Raw genomic sequence first — 14,401 nt, forward strand, 5'->3', positions numbered from 1 at the left:
AAACCTCCACTCATAGCCACATATAACCGTGCTAGTTCTATCAAATTTGACACGAGTTATCAAATCTGAGCGGAGCGTTGGAAAAGATTTCCAAGGAATTTCCACGAAAAAAGCCCCATCAAAAATGGGGCTTTTACTTAATAGTTTCAACTATTTAATTAAAATGTGATCAAAGAGTTAACAGATCTATTTTACGCTGAAAACAAGAGCATAAGGCTGACGACCGCCGTTTTTGCCGGCAGGAACGTTCGCACCCTTAACTGTCAGCTTGTAATCACCAGCTGGCAAAGTCGTCTCGATCATCTCAGCATTGTTGATGTGATCGTTCATACTTACAGCGCCGTTTGGACCAGTCAAAACCAAATCAAGGTCATTTACCAAGGCTTTGGCAGCATTCGCAGAACCCGCAGCATCCGTCCAAACCAAGTTCGCGTAAAGCTTGCCTGGAGCAGAAAGTTTAAACGCGTAGGCCTCTTGTTGGTTTGTCGCCAAACCATCGCGATCGTCCACAACGAAAGTGTTTTTCATCATCTGAACCATGTTATCCATGTTCACACGACCATAACCTTCATCAGAGTTCGGTCTGCGAGTCAGAAGTTCCTGACCACGAGCCGCACCGACCTCACCGAACTGACCTGGGTACATATCATCCGCAGAGTGCATGATCATTGCTTTCATCACAGCTGCAGAAGGATTTTGTACGCCCCATTTTTCAGTCAACATTTGACGAGCCACAGCCACTGCACCCGCAGTTAGCGGAGTCGCCATAGATGTACCACCGGACCAAGCGTAATCATCATTGTAGGCACCCCAAAGTGGAGATGCATCTTTGATGTGAGAACGGTTGGAAAGGATGTTTGTACCTGGAGCTACGATTTCAGGCTTCACACGACCGTCCAAAGTTGGACCACGGGAAGAGAACATCGCGATACCGTCTTCACGGTCAGATAGCATGGAAGAGAAAATCGGCTCGGCAGACCAAACCTCAGCCGCAGCACGAAGCTTGCTAACTGGGACCTGGATACCACCCGTTTTCGTTTTGTTTTTGGAAGCACCAACCGTCAAAACGTTTTTTGCAGTCCCTGGAGTTCCGATAGAACCACCATCGATGCGACCGTCTTTATTTGCATCCACACCACTGTTACCAGCAGCGAAGATCACAAGCATATCAGGGTTAGCGGACATCCACTCGTCCACTTGAACTGCCATGGAATCATAAGCACCGAAGTTTTTAACTGCGCCCCATGAGTTAGAGTGAACGCGAGCGCCATCGTTGTTTGCTTTATCAAACAAATCCGCAAGCTTGGAAGGAACACCTAAACCATTTAGCATCTTGGACCACATACCTTCAGCGACCATCATTGAATCGTATGCGCCACCTTTAAGACGACCACCAGAAGCTGTTCCGCGACTCATGATAGAACCCGCAACGTGCGTTCCGTGACCCATTGGATCTTCCCAAGTTCTGGACCACAAACCAAACGCATAGCCTGATTTTACAGCGCCAGAAAAGTCTGAAGCGATTTGATTGATGTTACCAGAATCCAAACCAGTATCCGCCATGGATACGATTTGATTGCGACCTGTCAGACCCAAGTTCCAAGCGGAGTCAAATTTCATCACTTGAGTGCCAGTTTCGTTACCCGTGATGTCTGAATAATCGCCAACACCTTTAGTTGTCACATCCATTTGTTGATCCAATGGGAAATCCATTGTCGTGATTTCTGGAGTGCTTTGAACGTGCTCAACGCCCGTCAAGTTTGCGATGTTGTAGATTTGAGAACGAGAAACCACTGCTACGATGGACTTACCGTTCACAACTTGAAGTTCTGCTTTCATTTTTTTCAAGGCAGCAACAACTGATTTAGAGTCGCCAGCTTTGAAAAGTTGAATCAAAACACTTTGAGATTCGTCTTTATTAAATACGCTTACCGGCATGATATCACTGCTGATTTTATATTGAGCGTGATATTTCACAACAGCGTAAACACCGGCGTGATGTTGACGGAAAGAATTCAGATCAGCCAACGTCCCGCGCACTACTAAAGCATCATCCGGAAGGTATCCGAAGATTTCAAAGCGAGCTTGAAGAGCTGCGCGATCCTTTGCAGTGATCTTGTTAGAAAATTGAACGATGTAATCGCCGACAGATTGATCTGCCACCAATGATGCAGCCTGAATGTCCAACCCTGGATTCACTGTCCCTGAATTGAATCTTAACAAGCTCCCCGCGTATGCCGGACTTGCAACCGAAGCCACAAGTGCTGACGTAACCATAAGATGAGTCCATCTTTGCATAAAATTCCCCCTCTGCGCAGGAATTGCATCATGAGGAACTCTTCAATGTAAAGAACTTAAGATTTGCGATTTAAAGTTGATGCGCCATGACGGCTAACGACATGTTGCCAGTCATGCGACCTTTAGAGTTCATCCCAAACTCTGTCTCTTGATTGTTGGGAGCAAACACTTGGGTACGCTCAGAAATTTTCTTCTGCCCACGCACACGCTTTGTGACTGTCACATCCACGTACAGTCCATCTTTGCTATTTTGCTTAGACTTGCGTGCCATCATCTCGACAATCGTTTCACTTTGTCCGTCGTCAGAAAACTCACTGATGTAAGCTTTCTTTCCAGATTTCGCGACCGTATTAATAGAGATGGGTGCTGCCCCTTTAAGGCCAACGCGCATATTCACTTTATACTGAGGAACAGCAGCAAGAGCCGCCGATGAAAATAGAATAGAAACAGCCAGCAGGCTGATGGAACACTTAGTCATTTTGAACACATCCTTGTGTACTAGAGCCGTTATCCAAACAGCTCTAGCAAAAGGATAGGGTACAAATGTTCCCTAAGGCAAGATCGAAAAAGACAAGATCGAAAATATTATTTTTCAAATCCTTTAAGCGTTTCCTCAAACACCCGCACCTGAGCACGCAACGGTTTCAAGCTTTTCTGCAACTTCTCCTGCACTTGAATTTTTAAGGAATCATAACTGCGGCGACTTGAAAACTTCCACGCTGGGTGCTTTCGACAGTCGACAAGGCTTGCCTGCAATACTTCGAGTTCCTCTTGCAAAAGCGATGAGCTTTGCTGGATTTCATCCACGGTCAGATCATTCAACTGCCCAAGTTCTGCCCGACATAGCAAACTAATCCTCTCCAAGGCCGACTGATCGCCACGCTCAAATGCATCCTGCACACGTTGCCATTTGATGGCAGCCCAGCGCTGATACTCGACTGACTGGCTGAACTGGCGATCCGGATGCAATAGCACCACCAGTTTGCGATAGGTTTCACGCAATCCCTTTTCCCCAGCTGACTGCTCGGATTCAATGGCTTCTTCCCGTTCATTTTCATCGATGATTCTTTGCAGGAATTTCTTCAAATGCAGGGGCATATTTCGCAAGTACCGCTGTTGATACGCAGGGCTTGCGGTCTTCCAAACTCTTCCTAACAATCGCCAGTCCCCGCACTTCATCGCAATTTGCAGACTTTCCCTGAACAGTCGATACCCCGCCAGCGGAACTTCCATATGCTGAACCATTTTTCCGTCATCAATATCATTCAAATAGTGATACACCGAACGCGCTTTGCGCTTAAGACCACTGAGTACGGAATCATCCTTGAAAAAGACTTCGGCAAAATCAACCGGCCCGTCTTCGACAGGAGTCTGATGCAAGGCGGACTTATCCAAATCCTGCGTCGCCGCCTGAAAGCGCGTCTTGCGAAGATTATCAATCACAAATCGCCAAACATCGTCGCCGGCTTGATACTGTCCTTCTTCCTCTTTCAACATCAGATAGGCCTGTTGCAGGGACACTTTGGATGTAGCCGCCACATGATTCAGATGAACTTCAAAGGTTGAAAGAATGCGGTGACGCTTTTCCAGCACTTCCAATTCATGAAGCTCCTCCCTGAAAGTCAGCGAGTGCCAGTCTTGATATTGGATTTGATCACTGAGTAAAAAATCAGCATGTTCTTTTTCAAGTTTGCGAATTTTCTTAATGAGCACAGCCGAAACAGAAAACAGATCTTTGCGGATTTTTTGATCATCCACGATGTATAATTCATGATGCATAGGGGGAGAATCCCTATCATGGCTCGCATATTCGCGTAATTGAATTCACAGAAGTGCTAAATGAATCTACACATCTTTGTGAGTATAGGTATGATCTGCTGATTTCAATTGCAGTGAGTGCTGGTTCTTTAAGCGAATAAAAATCTGTCCGGTCCAAAAAATGCAAAAGCGACTCTTGCTTTCGCAAGGTCGCCTTTTGGATGAACCTGCTTCCGGTTTTCGCGAAGGAGGTCCGAATGAACACATCGTATTGTTCTTATCGGAAACTTTTGAAGCTTATTAAGCAAATTCTTTTGCTTATTTTGGTTTTGATCAAATTAATCAAAGAACTGCTTTGAAGTAACAAACAATAACCTCCGGAACGTTTCTGTTTTGTCCTAAAGCTAGCTTACTAGCCCAGGACCAAGGATGGGACTGAAAATCCCCTCGGAAAATGGTTTATCGGCGCACCTTGCGAAAGCACCAAATATCTATGCGATGGAAGCTAAAGCTGCCGGACCGTGTTCGCGCAACAATTCATCACGCATCGGCCGGTTGTCTGGCCAAACCAAAGATGGATCTTTTTTAAGCACTTCGAAGGCTGCTTCACGGGCCTGCTGCAGAATTTCCATATCCCGAACCAGATTGGCCATTTTGAATCCCGCCAATCCCGACTGACGAGTGCCCATAAATTCACCAGGTCCGCGCATCTCGAGATCGAATTCAGAAATCTTAAACCCGTCAGTGGTTTTTTCCATGAATTCGGTGCGCATTTTTCCCTCTTCGGAGACAGCATATCCCATGATCAAAATACAAAATGACTTGTGCTCTCCCCGCCCGACGCGGCCACGAAGCTGATGCAGCTGTGACAAACCAAAGCGCTCGGCATGTTCGATGATCATAATGTTGGCATTGGGCACGTCGACACCAACCTCGATGACGGTGGTGGAAACCAGAACTTGAATTTCGTGGCGACGGAACTGATCCATCACTGCATCTTTTTCGTCGGGTTTCATTTTTCCGTGCAACAAACCAAATTTGACCTGCGGAAACTGGGTTTTAAGTTTTTCGAATTCCTCGACCGCGTTTTTTAAATCAATCTTTTCAGACTCTTCCACCAAAGGATAAACGAAGTAGGCCTGACGTCCCTTTTGCAGTTGTTCCAGCATAAATTGCAGGGCCTGGCTGCGTTTGTTTTCAAAAATCGCACGGGTTTGAATCGGACTGCGGCCTGGCGGCATTTCGTCGATGATTGAAACATCCAGATCACCATAGACGGTCATTGCCAGGGTTCTGGGAATTGGTGTCGCGGTCATTACCAAAAAGTGTGGCGAGTTGCCTTTGTTTTTTAAAATTCCACGCTGTTCAACACCGAAACGATGTTGTTCATCGATAATGGCAAGCCCCAGATTTTCAAAGCGCACTTCTTCTTCGATTAAAGCGTGAGTACCGATAATTAAATCAGTCTCCCCGCTGGCCAGATCCAAAAGCACCTGCTTGCGTTCGGCTGATTTGGTTTTACCAACAAGCATGGACACACTGATTCCCAGGGGCGTGAGTAATTTTCTGGCGTTTTTGTAGTGCTGTTCTGCCAGAATTTCCGTGGGCGCCATCAAGCAGGTTTGAAATCCGCTTTCGGCTGCGTAAACGGCCGCCATGAAACTTACTAACGTTTTTCCACTTCCCACATCCCCCTGAACAAGACGATGCATTGGATGACCTTTTTCAAGATCCGCTTTGATTTCAGCAAAAACCTTCTTTTGCGCTCCGGTCAGCGGAAACGGCAGGGATTTTTCAAGAGATGCTAACTTCTTTCCTTCATTTTGCACTAAGGGGGCGTTTTCTTTTTGAAAGCCGGCTTTCTTGGCAGCCAGAAATAACTCCAGCCAGAAGAACTCTTCAAAAATCAAACGGCGCTGAGCTGCACTTTTAAATTCTGTATACTCTTGAGCCCTCGCAGGATTTGGATTGTGAATCTCTGTTAGCGCATCTTTGCGTGCCTTTAAGTCGTATTTTTCGCGCATCCATTTTGGCAAAGCTTCAGGAGGCCACTCCTCGATCTGAGACATGCCTGCACGGACAAGCTTCATGATCTTGGCCGTCGCAAGTCCTTCGATTTCCGTATAAAGCGGAATCAGCGCATCCTGATTTTCTTCATCAGGGTCGATGTCGCGAATGTCAGGATGATGGAATTCGATACGGCCACGGTATTCAGTGACTTTACCGACCACACGCACTTCAGAAAAAGGCTTGAATCTTTCAAAGTAGCCTTTGTAGGGAACGCGGAAGTATTTGCAGTGAATTTGCCCGGAGGCATCGCGCACCACCACGTCATACATTTTTCTTGAGGAGCGTCCCATGTTCACACCATGAACTGAAACCACAGTGGCTTTGATACTGACAATGTCGTTGGGTCTAAGGCTTGCGATATTGCGGGCTGCGCGTTGGTCTTCAAAGGCCCGCGGATAGAACTCAAAAAGATCCCGCAAGGTCTTTAAACCTTTACGTGCGAACAGGTCCCCGAGTTTCGGGCCTACTCCCTTAAGATACATGATTTGAGTGTCGAGACGAAGAGCCATGGCTAGCTCAGTATTGCGGATTTCCCAATGAAGTCAATGCGCGTTGCCGGTTTTGCCACCAGTATACTTAGAAAAAGCCTCATCCGCCCCAACAACGCTCATCTGAACCAAAAAGGCCGCCACGATAAGGTTATTACGAGTGCGCACCGAGTTGTATGAGGTGTAGTTATGGAGCGGCGCCACGGATTTCAGGTATTCCATACGGGAGAGATCCGCGCGTTCAATATCACCAATGGCAGAAGCCTTTGCCGCGGGAGATATATTCTTATTGGCGCGAATGGCCTCGATGGACTTTAAGCGGATATCCTTGGGAACTGCTTGAATGATATCCCACTGGGCACTCATTGCTTCAAATTCTGCCTGCAGTTGTGACGTGACACCTCGGGGCTTATCCAGATTTTTAAGTTTCATTTCCAGAAGATTTTGGAACTGATCGATCAAACTGGTTCTGTATGGATATTGAGTCACATGTTCCAACTCGTGCGCCATGGTGATCACACGATTTAAGGGATCATCCGCCAGTTCACGCCCCATGTTCATTCTTTGCGCCAACATATCGTAAGAGGCATTATCCCCCTTCGTGTAGCGCACATCACGCAAAACTTTGTCGGACAAATTCTGAACGGGCGGCTCCATCGCAGTTCTTCTTAATTCATAATATTTATCAAACAACGCCTGGGCTTTTTGTTCGTAACTTAACGAAGTATTTTTCCAAATTGGATCCATGATTGCTTTTAATTTGTCAGATTCGATGGCGGATCCTCGCATCATACGGGTGCGGATCAGGTCGTCCTTTGCCAAAGCTTTAGTCATGGCTTTTTGATCAGCCACGCGCATGAGTGATGTGATTTTTTTAATTCGCGCTACCGCCACAGCGGCAGTTAAAGGATCCAGTACCGTGGCAAGCGCATAACATCTTGCCTCTACCAATGCTTCTGGATCGAAGCAGGCGGTGTTCTGCAGTCCCGCTGCAGTAAGAACTTCATCAATCAAATCATCCACCGAACGCGCTTTCGCTGCAGGTCGACCTGACCATGGCTCAATAAATACATCGTTTGTGGAACCACTCTGTGCGCGCTCGCGTAGCTTTGTCAAAAGTTTGCGATAAAGAGTTTTGGCACTGTAACCATTAAGATAAACCTGGTTCACCACATCGGCCGGATCAAGCCCCCGTGTATTTGGCGAACCGACGATTTCCTCGGGACTGAAAAGATCTGCATAAGGTCCCAGCATTTGAATTTTACATTCAGCGGAAGTGCATGATTTGAAAAATTCCTCGCGGGCTTTTACGTCGGGTGGCAGTGATTTGTCACCGATGACAAAATCAATGGTGCCTTTTACAAAATCCACCGAACTGTTCCACACTCCTTCAGAACATTTTTCGGCATACTTTTTTACCAACATTGGCATCGTACAGACTTTGACTGGATCACAACTGCGGGCCTTAGCCTGTGCTTGTGGATGGTCTTGGAACCATTGTTCACAGCGGGCATTTTTCATTTGGGTTTTACAGGTTCCGACAACTTTTTCTGAAGTGACATTTACGCAGGAAAACACTTTCGCTTGTGCTGCCGCTGCTTGAAGTATGAAAAATCCTGTGATGAAAAATGTGCGAACTCTCATACCTGACTCTTCGGGTAAATGACCGCTGTCCCCAAGTGAAAATCCAGTGAGATCCCTATACATTTTCACATCTCGTTTTGGTACTTTGTGAGGGCTGATCAGGGGTTTCCGCTGGACTAAGGGCTATAGTTAAAAACGGTTGCGGAATTTATTTCTAAGCCCCGGTTTTGATGGCAGAATTTCCCTATGACCGACACTTCATATTTCCGCATACGTTTAAGCACGATTCGACCCGATAAAGTCACCAGTTTTGATATTTTCGTCATGGTAGACGGCAAATATATTTTGTATCTTCGCGCGGGAGATAAACTCTCGGACGGTAAGATTTCACGTCTGCATGCCAAAGACACCGGGGACTCGTTTTTCGTGCGCATGGAAGACAAGCAAACGTATCGTGACTGGGTCAAAGAGGAAATGAACTCTGATAAGCTGGATCCTTTCGAGAAAGCGAAAATCCTGCGCGAATCCTCAGTTGCCCTGATGGAAGATCTTTTTGAAAATCCAGATGTGAACAAAGCCCTGGATGAGTCCCGCCCTATCATTACGGACTTTATTGACCTGATGGAAAATGCGCCTGAAGCCATGGGCTTTATGATTTCCCTTTCGGGTCATGACTTTTACACTTACAACCACTCCCTGGATGTCAGCATCTATTCCCTGGGCTTGGGTAAAGCTATTGGCTATAACCCCAAGGAACTGGAAGAGCTGGGCGTGGGAGCACTTTTCCACGACATCGGTAAACGCAATGTCAGTTTGGACATCCTTTGCAAAAAAGGTGGCTTGACGGATGCCGAGTGGGAGCAGATGAAAATGCACCCGCAGTATGGTCTAGTTATTCTTAACAACCACCCGAACATCTCAGATGCAATTAAAGCGGCGTGCTTTGAGCACCATGAGTCCTGGTCTGGGAATGGCTACCCCCAACAATTGATCGGTGACGAGATCCACCCGTTCGCACGTATTGTGGCCATCACCGATACTTATGATGCAATGACAACTCAGCGCTCATATAATGTCCCACTTTCGCCGATAGATGCAGTGACCATGATGAAAGAAAAGCTGGCGGGTCGTTATGATCCCGACATGCTGAAGGCACTGTATTCTGTACTTTTTAAAATAAAGGCTGCGTAGGACACATGAAACACATCTTGCATTCTCTTGTTTTGATCGCATTGATTCCGCTAATTGCTTTGGCTATTGAGCCCACCAATCCCCCGGGAGTATGCGATCGCTTTGTCGGCGAATCCGACGTCAAAGCTTGCCAGGAGAAAATGCAAAAGAACGAGAATGTTGACTGGTATGCGGTTACTGTTTGCAACCTGCAAAAAGACGATCAGCAATTCTGGAAATGTTTTGATTCCATTCAAGGCCAGGCTTTCAATCCGGCGTCTTTGGATAAATGCGGAGAAGAAACAGAAATGTCAGACTCTCAACGCCTGACTTGCATGGCGGAAGCGCGCTCCGACCGCAAGCCAGCTTCACAACACGCGAACTATCAGCCACTTAAAGTTAAAAAAGGCAAATAGCCCGTCATAAAGTGTCAAAAATTGTGACACTAAGGGAAGTTTTTCTCTCCCCTCTGGAGCCCCTCCCAAGAGATTGAATTCTTTGGTAAAACCATGACGATGAAAACTTGGGGTCTGCTTTTACAAACCATCATTGTGTCCTTCGGACTTTCTGGTTGCGGTTACGCACTGGAAGAGATGGGTTTGTTCAAAACAGGCGAGATTGTTTTAAAAACTCCCAAGGTGAATGAGTTTTCTGAATCCTTGATCGACTATTACGTCGTCAGTCAGACTTCTTTGAAATCCTGCCGCGATTGCCACAACAGCAAAGCCCCCATTCTTGATACCGAGGAAAAGGTTTACCAACACCGTGAAGACATCATGGCCACGGTTGAATCCGGAGACATGCCTCCAGTTCGCAAAGGTTATCAACCGCTGACCGCTTGTGAGTTGCAGATCCTGCGCGCATATTTTGATAATAAAACAAATCAGCGCCCACCTCAGCGCGTGAAAGAAATGTCTGCGTGCACAGAAGGCACGACCACTCCAAAACCAAATCCGGCGCCACCACAACCGACTCCTCCGACGACTCCACCAGGTGCTCCGCCAATGCCACCCGCTCCTCCGGCTCCGCCTGCACCACCAACGCCGCCAGGGCCACCTGCGCCTCCGGGACCACCGCCTGCGCCACCGACAACACCTGTTCCAAATCCACCAGCGGATCAAACTCCGCAACCGGATTTGGGTCAGTTGGAGTTGAGTTTTAAAAATCTGCGTATGGCCTTCTTTGATGCAAAGTGCTTGAACTGTCACAGTAGCACTGTCGCAAAACCGAAAGATCCGATGTTGGATTCGGTTGCAAACATAGTTGCTGCAAAAGATTACGCTGATAAGCACGTCACCATTCCTCGTAATGGCGCAGAAAGTCTGCTTTACAGAATCACGGTGCCAGGATTGGCAGAGGAAATCATGCCTCCGGCTCGCACGAAGGTGCAATTGACTCCAGCTGAAGCAGATTACCTGAAGCGTTGGATTGACGCCGGATTGCCAGAATAAAGTCCGGTCTGTTCTTTGTTCCTTCGCACTTCCTTCAAACTTGAAGTGCGGCTTTGCGAATAGCCTCTAAAATAAAGTCATGAACAGAAAGCGTTTACCTTGGTGGATATGGTTACTCTGTTTTGCCATATTTCACGTCAACACTCAGCTGAGTCTTTTTTATACCGCAACCACGGGGACCACGTTCTTTAACTTCCCGGTGGCCTTTGCTATTCCGATGACTCTTTGGTGGGGACCGGGCGTTCTGGTTCCGCTCTTCTTAAATGCCACATTCAGCGCACCACTATTTGGCGCCTCGAATCCCCTCCTTTTTCCGGTATACGCATTGCCAGAGACCTTGCACGTATTTTTGGCGTGGATATTGGTCAAGGAAAGATTCCACCATGATGTGTGGAGTCCCACACCTAAGGGCATCAGTCTTTACACCTTGTATGGCATTATCATTCCTTCCGTTCTTCTGGCTTTGGGTGTGCAGGGAATTTTGCTGGGCGCCGGCACCATCAACCGCGATCAATTTTTATGGACCAGTGTTTTAAATCTGATTGGAAACTTCATGAGCAGCGTGATCATTTCGCTGCCTTTACTGATTCTGCTGACTCCATGGTTGGAATCTAAAAAGCTGTCTCTGTTTCCTGCAGAAAATGTCGAGATGCGCTGGTTCTTTCATCTTTCCCGTCGTGAAAAAGTCGTGATGTTTTCACTTCTGGCAATTAGCTTGGCGCTAAGCTTGAAAATTCCCCTGTCTCAATCATGGTATGCCTACGGTATTATCGTTTTATTCTGCGCAAGCTGGTATGGATTAAAAACCGCCATCCTGGTGAACACTTGGGTGGCGTTTCTGGCACTCGCTTTACCATTGGTTTTGGGAAATCCCTGGCCTCAGGATTTTTCCGCAGTGCAAACGCCGGCGACGCTTTTAACTTTGTGCTTTTCAGCTCTGATGGCCGGAGCCGCGGTTTCAGGACTCACAGAAAAGATTGATCGCCTTAGATACACAGAACAGGAATTGAAAACCGCCAAAGAAACGGCCGAAGAAGCATCCCGAGCCAAATCCGACTTTCTGGCACGCATGAGCCATGAAATTCGTACACCATTAAATTCCGTCCTAGGGATGCTGGAGCTTTTGAAAGAAACAAATCTTAGCAAAGATCAGGAAAGATATCTGACCCTGTTCAGTCACGCCGGCGAAAACCTTAAGGCACTGATCAATGACCTGCTGGATTTTTCAAAAATCGAAGCCAAAGCTTTGACCATTGAAAACACCACCTACAACTTGCATAGCACCGTTCGTTCGGTATTTGAAATTTTGCAAATAAAAGCTGAAGAAAAGGGTTTGAACTTCCAACTTCACATTGACGATGAAGTCCCGCTCTATCAGCGAGGTGATCCCACTCGTCTGCGCCAGGTTCTTTTTAACCTGATCGGAAATGCTCTTAAATTTACTGAAGAGGGCGAAGTCGACATCCACGTGGGAGTGGAAAATAACTCCACCCCGGAAAACAGTCTTTTAGTTCTGGAAATACGCGACACGGGTATCGGTATCCCTCGGGATAAGCAAAGCAGTTTATTCTCTCCATTCTTTCAGGCCGAAGACACCACAACACGGCGCTATGGCGGCACAGGCTTGGGTCTGGTGATCTCCAAGAATCTGGTTGAAATCATGGGCGGCAGACTGGAGCTTCGCAGTCTTGCAGGCCGCGGGACCACTTTTAGAATTTCCCTGCCCCACCGTCCGGAATCAGTTGCGACCACCGAGGTTAAACCCACCACGGCACCAAACTGGGCCGAACAATTTAAGGGGCGCACGTTTTCACTACTTCTGGTTGATGATTCTCAAGACAACCGGTTGCTATTGACTCACTATCTGAAAAATCAACCGTTCACTTTCACTGAAGCGGTCAATGGCAAAGAAGCCGTGGATATATTTAAGCAGGGCAAGTTTGATTTCGTCTTTATGGATATGCAGATGCCGATCATGTCAGGCTATAAAGCTACGGAACTGATTCGCCACTATGAAAAAGAGAATCGCCTGGGTCACACACCAATTATTGCGTTAACAGCGACTGCTGTTTTGGAAGACCTGCAAAGAACCTTAGTCGCTGGTTGTGACATGTATATGGTGAAACCCGTTAAGAAGGCCGAGGTACTGGACACCTTGTCTCACATCCTGACGACGAAACTTCCCACTAAAGAAGCCCCTAAAGAGCGACCGCCAGAGCCACCGTCTTTGAATATCTGAACCTGAAGATCACGGCGAACACGCTGTTTTTCTTTCAGCTCCTGATAAAACTCCTGCTCGGACTGCTGATCGGGAAACTCACAGATGATCGTGAAATCTGAATCAATAGGTCGATGGTATTCGATCACGCCTTTGGCGATGACGATGTTTTCAGTATCAATATGGTGTTGCTTCAACCCAGCCAAGACCAGAGCGTAGGCACTAAGCACACCCGTCGCATAAAGGCTGCCACCAAAGGCTGTGCCTTTGTGATTTAGATTCTTCTCTAAAGAGACTTGAAAAACCACACGCTGGGAACTGAATTCTGCAACAGTGATCCCCAGGTGTTCATACAATTTGATATTATCGGCCAGAACCTGAATAAAATCCTGAGCGTTTACTTCCATTGCTCATAGCCCCCGGCAAAATTCACACTTTGACGGAAGCCCATTTCACGCAATGCAAAGGTCACAGCTCCGGAGCGCACTCCGTGACTGCTGATCACCATGATGATTTTATCCTGAGTGATCCCTTTGGACTCCAGCTTCTTAGCCAAATCCTTGGCAACAGTGTTGGAATCCGTAAAGAACTCTTTCCACTCAAGTTGCACCACAGGTGCTTTTACATTCTTATACTTAGTCAGGTTATTGATTCCGTACTCAGCTGACGAGCGCACATCCAGAATCACGACTTTTAGTTTGGCCTCGTTAAAATTCATCCCGAACAGTGAGCTGACTGGAAGGTCCATGGCCTTCTTGCTTTTCTTTTTACCGGTCATTTTCAAAGGTGGAAGCTTTTGAGTTGCGTAGGCTTTGAAGTTTTTGGAATCAATGAATAAGGATTCATCTACGACCGGTTTCCACATGGACTTGTTCTTAACCGGTGGTTCATCACCCTTGGGATTCATCTCGCGGGCCACTGTATGAAGTGCGGTGTGAACGTTCTTGACGCCTAGAACTTCCAAAGTCCAGGCAATACGCCCTTCTTCACCGGCTCCAAGCTTTCCTTTACCCAAGATCACTACTTTGGAATCAGGATCAATACCAATCAAGGACAAGCGGCGAGCCACTGCAAACAGATCGTCCTGCAAAACCCCGCGGGAGTTTGGATCCTGAGAGGAGAAATCCTCCCAACGAATATTGATAGCACCCGGCACATGAGCCAAATTAAACTCAAATGGAGCCCGAACATCCAGAATCACCGGACCGCCATCCATCAATTTTTCAGGAGCACCAATAACACCTTGTTCAGATGTGACTTTTGTAGGCTTCGTTTGGCAGGCCACCAGAGCCAGAACCATCACCAGTGCGCTTATAACTAATTTCATACGTCCTCCGGAAAAACAAAAGGGAGCTTTCGCTCCC

At 47.1% G+C, this 14,401-nt stretch carries 11 protein-coding genes; 4 read left to right on the forward strand and 7 right to left on the reverse strand.

The genetic code is table 11. The features are described 5' to 3' along the window. Positions 1-186 precede the first annotated feature (186 nt). The 5 genes from ACLVWU_RS11500 to ACLVWU_RS11520 all read right to left on the reverse strand — a co-directional run bounded on the left by ACLVWU_RS11500 (position 187) and on the right by ACLVWU_RS11520 (position 8,258). Complete coding sequence (locus ACLVWU_RS11500) at positions 187-2,298, reverse strand: S8 family serine peptidase (protein WP_413574854.1); 2,112 nt, start codon at positions 2,296-2,298, stop codon at positions 187-189. 70 nt (positions 2,299-2,368) lie between these two features. Continuing rightward, entirely contained in the window at positions 2,369-2,776 is a 408-nt protein-coding gene (locus ACLVWU_RS11505) for a hypothetical protein (protein ID WP_413574855.1), read from the reverse strand. A gap of 107 nt (positions 2,777-2,883) precedes the next feature. Beyond that, entirely contained in the window at positions 2,884-4,077 is a 1,194-nt protein-coding gene (locus ACLVWU_RS11510; RefSeq protein WP_413574856.1) for a hypothetical protein, read from the reverse strand. Positions 4,078-4,547: 470 nt separating this feature from the next. Next, on the reverse strand, positions 4,548-6,635 hold the full coding sequence (gene recG / locus ACLVWU_RS11515; RefSeq protein ID WP_413574857.1) for an ATP-dependent DNA helicase RecG: 2,088 nt from the start codon (positions 6,633-6,635) through the stop codon (positions 4,548-4,550). 33 nt (positions 6,636-6,668) lie between these two features. Further along, entirely contained in the window at positions 6,669-8,258 is a 1,590-nt protein-coding gene (locus tag ACLVWU_RS11520; RefSeq protein WP_413574858.1) for a hypothetical protein, read from the reverse strand. Positions 8,259-8,444: 186 nt separating this feature from the next. Here ACLVWU_RS11520 and ACLVWU_RS11525 point away from each other — a divergent pair, with 186 nt between their 5' ends. From ACLVWU_RS11525 to ACLVWU_RS11540, 4 genes are all read left to right on the forward strand, one after another. After that, positions 8,445-9,389 (forward strand): HD-GYP domain-containing protein, encoded by a 945-nt coding sequence (locus ACLVWU_RS11525; RefSeq protein WP_413574859.1) that lies wholly within the window; start codon positions 8,445-8,447, stop codon positions 9,387-9,389. 5 nt (positions 9,390-9,394) lie between these two features. Continuing rightward, positions 9,395-9,784: a hypothetical protein gene (locus tag ACLVWU_RS11530; RefSeq protein WP_413574860.1), complete on the forward strand. Its 390-nt coding sequence runs from the start codon at positions 9,395-9,397 to the stop codon at positions 9,782-9,784. A 93-nt stretch (positions 9,785-9,877) separates the two neighbouring features. Further along, on the forward strand, positions 9,878-10,819 hold the full coding sequence (locus ACLVWU_RS11535) for a hypothetical protein (RefSeq protein ID WP_413574861.1): 942 nt from the start codon (positions 9,878-9,880) through the stop codon (positions 10,817-10,819). A 79-nt stretch (positions 10,820-10,898) separates the two neighbouring features. Continuing rightward, positions 10,899-13,058: an ATP-binding protein gene (locus tag ACLVWU_RS11540; protein ID WP_413574862.1), complete on the forward strand. Its 2,160-nt coding sequence runs from the start codon at positions 10,899-10,901 to the stop codon at positions 13,056-13,058. Here the strand turns inward: ACLVWU_RS11540 and ACLVWU_RS11545 are convergent. Both ACLVWU_RS11545 and ACLVWU_RS11550 read right to left on the reverse strand, forming a co-directional pair. Then, positions 12,980-13,444 carry a YiiD C-terminal domain-containing protein gene (locus ACLVWU_RS11545; protein WP_413574863.1) on the reverse strand — a complete coding sequence of 155 codons (465 nt, stop codon included), beginning with the start codon at positions 13,442-13,444 and terminating at the stop codon, positions 12,980-12,982. The two genes, ACLVWU_RS11540 and ACLVWU_RS11545, sit on opposite strands and share 79 nt — an antisense overlap. Then, positions 13,435-14,364, reverse strand: coding sequence for a sulfurtransferase (locus ACLVWU_RS11550; RefSeq protein ID WP_413574864.1), 930 nt, complete (start codon positions 14,362-14,364; stop codon positions 13,435-13,437). Before ACLVWU_RS11550 ends, ACLVWU_RS11545 begins: the two co-directional genes overlap by 10 nt. Between the last annotated feature and the right edge of the window lie 37 nt (positions 14,365-14,401).

It is taken from the genome of Bdellovibrio sp. HCB290, from assembly GCF_047305925.1.
GTDB lineage: Bacteria > Bdellovibrionota > Bdellovibrionia > Bdellovibrionales > Bdellovibrionaceae > Bdellovibrio.

Excerpts from the sequence above, each read along its gene's own strand:
- ACLVWU_RS11525 (WP_413574859.1), top strand. The coding sequence starts at position 8,445 with ATGACCGACACTTCATATTTCCGCATACGTTTAAGCACGATTCGACCC.
- ACLVWU_RS11550 (WP_413574864.1), bottom strand. The coding sequence starts at position 14,364 with ATGAAATTAGTTATAAGCGCACTGGTGATGGTTCTGGCTCTGGTGGCC.
- ACLVWU_RS11505 (WP_413574855.1), bottom strand. The coding sequence starts at position 2,776 with ATGACTAAGTGTTCCATCAGCCTGCTGGCTGTTTCTATTCTATTTTCA.
- ACLVWU_RS11535 (WP_413574861.1), top strand. The coding sequence starts at position 9,878 with ATGACGATGAAAACTTGGGGTCTGCTTTTACAAACCATCATTGTGTCC.
- recG (WP_413574857.1), bottom strand. The coding sequence starts at position 6,635 with ATGGCTCTTCGTCTCGACACTCAAATCATGTATCTTAAGGGAGTAGGC.
- ACLVWU_RS11510 (WP_413574856.1), bottom strand. The coding sequence starts at position 4,077 with ATGCATCATGAATTATACATCGTGGATGATCAAAAAATCCGCAAAGAT.
- ACLVWU_RS11520 (WP_413574858.1), bottom strand. The coding sequence starts at position 8,258 with ATGAGAGTTCGCACATTTTTCATCACAGGATTTTTCATACTTCAAGCA.
- ACLVWU_RS11530 (WP_413574860.1), top strand. The coding sequence starts at position 9,395 with ATGAAACACATCTTGCATTCTCTTGTTTTGATCGCATTGATTCCGCTA.
- ACLVWU_RS11500 (WP_413574854.1), bottom strand. The coding sequence starts at position 2,298 with ATGCAAAGATGGACTCATCTTATGGTTACGTCAGCACTTGTGGCTTCG.
- ACLVWU_RS11540 (WP_413574862.1), top strand. The coding sequence starts at position 10,899 with ATGAACAGAAAGCGTTTACCTTGGTGGATATGGTTACTCTGTTTTGCC.
- ACLVWU_RS11545 (WP_413574863.1), bottom strand. The coding sequence starts at position 13,444 with ATGGAAGTAAACGCTCAGGATTTTATTCAGGTTCTGGCCGATAATATC.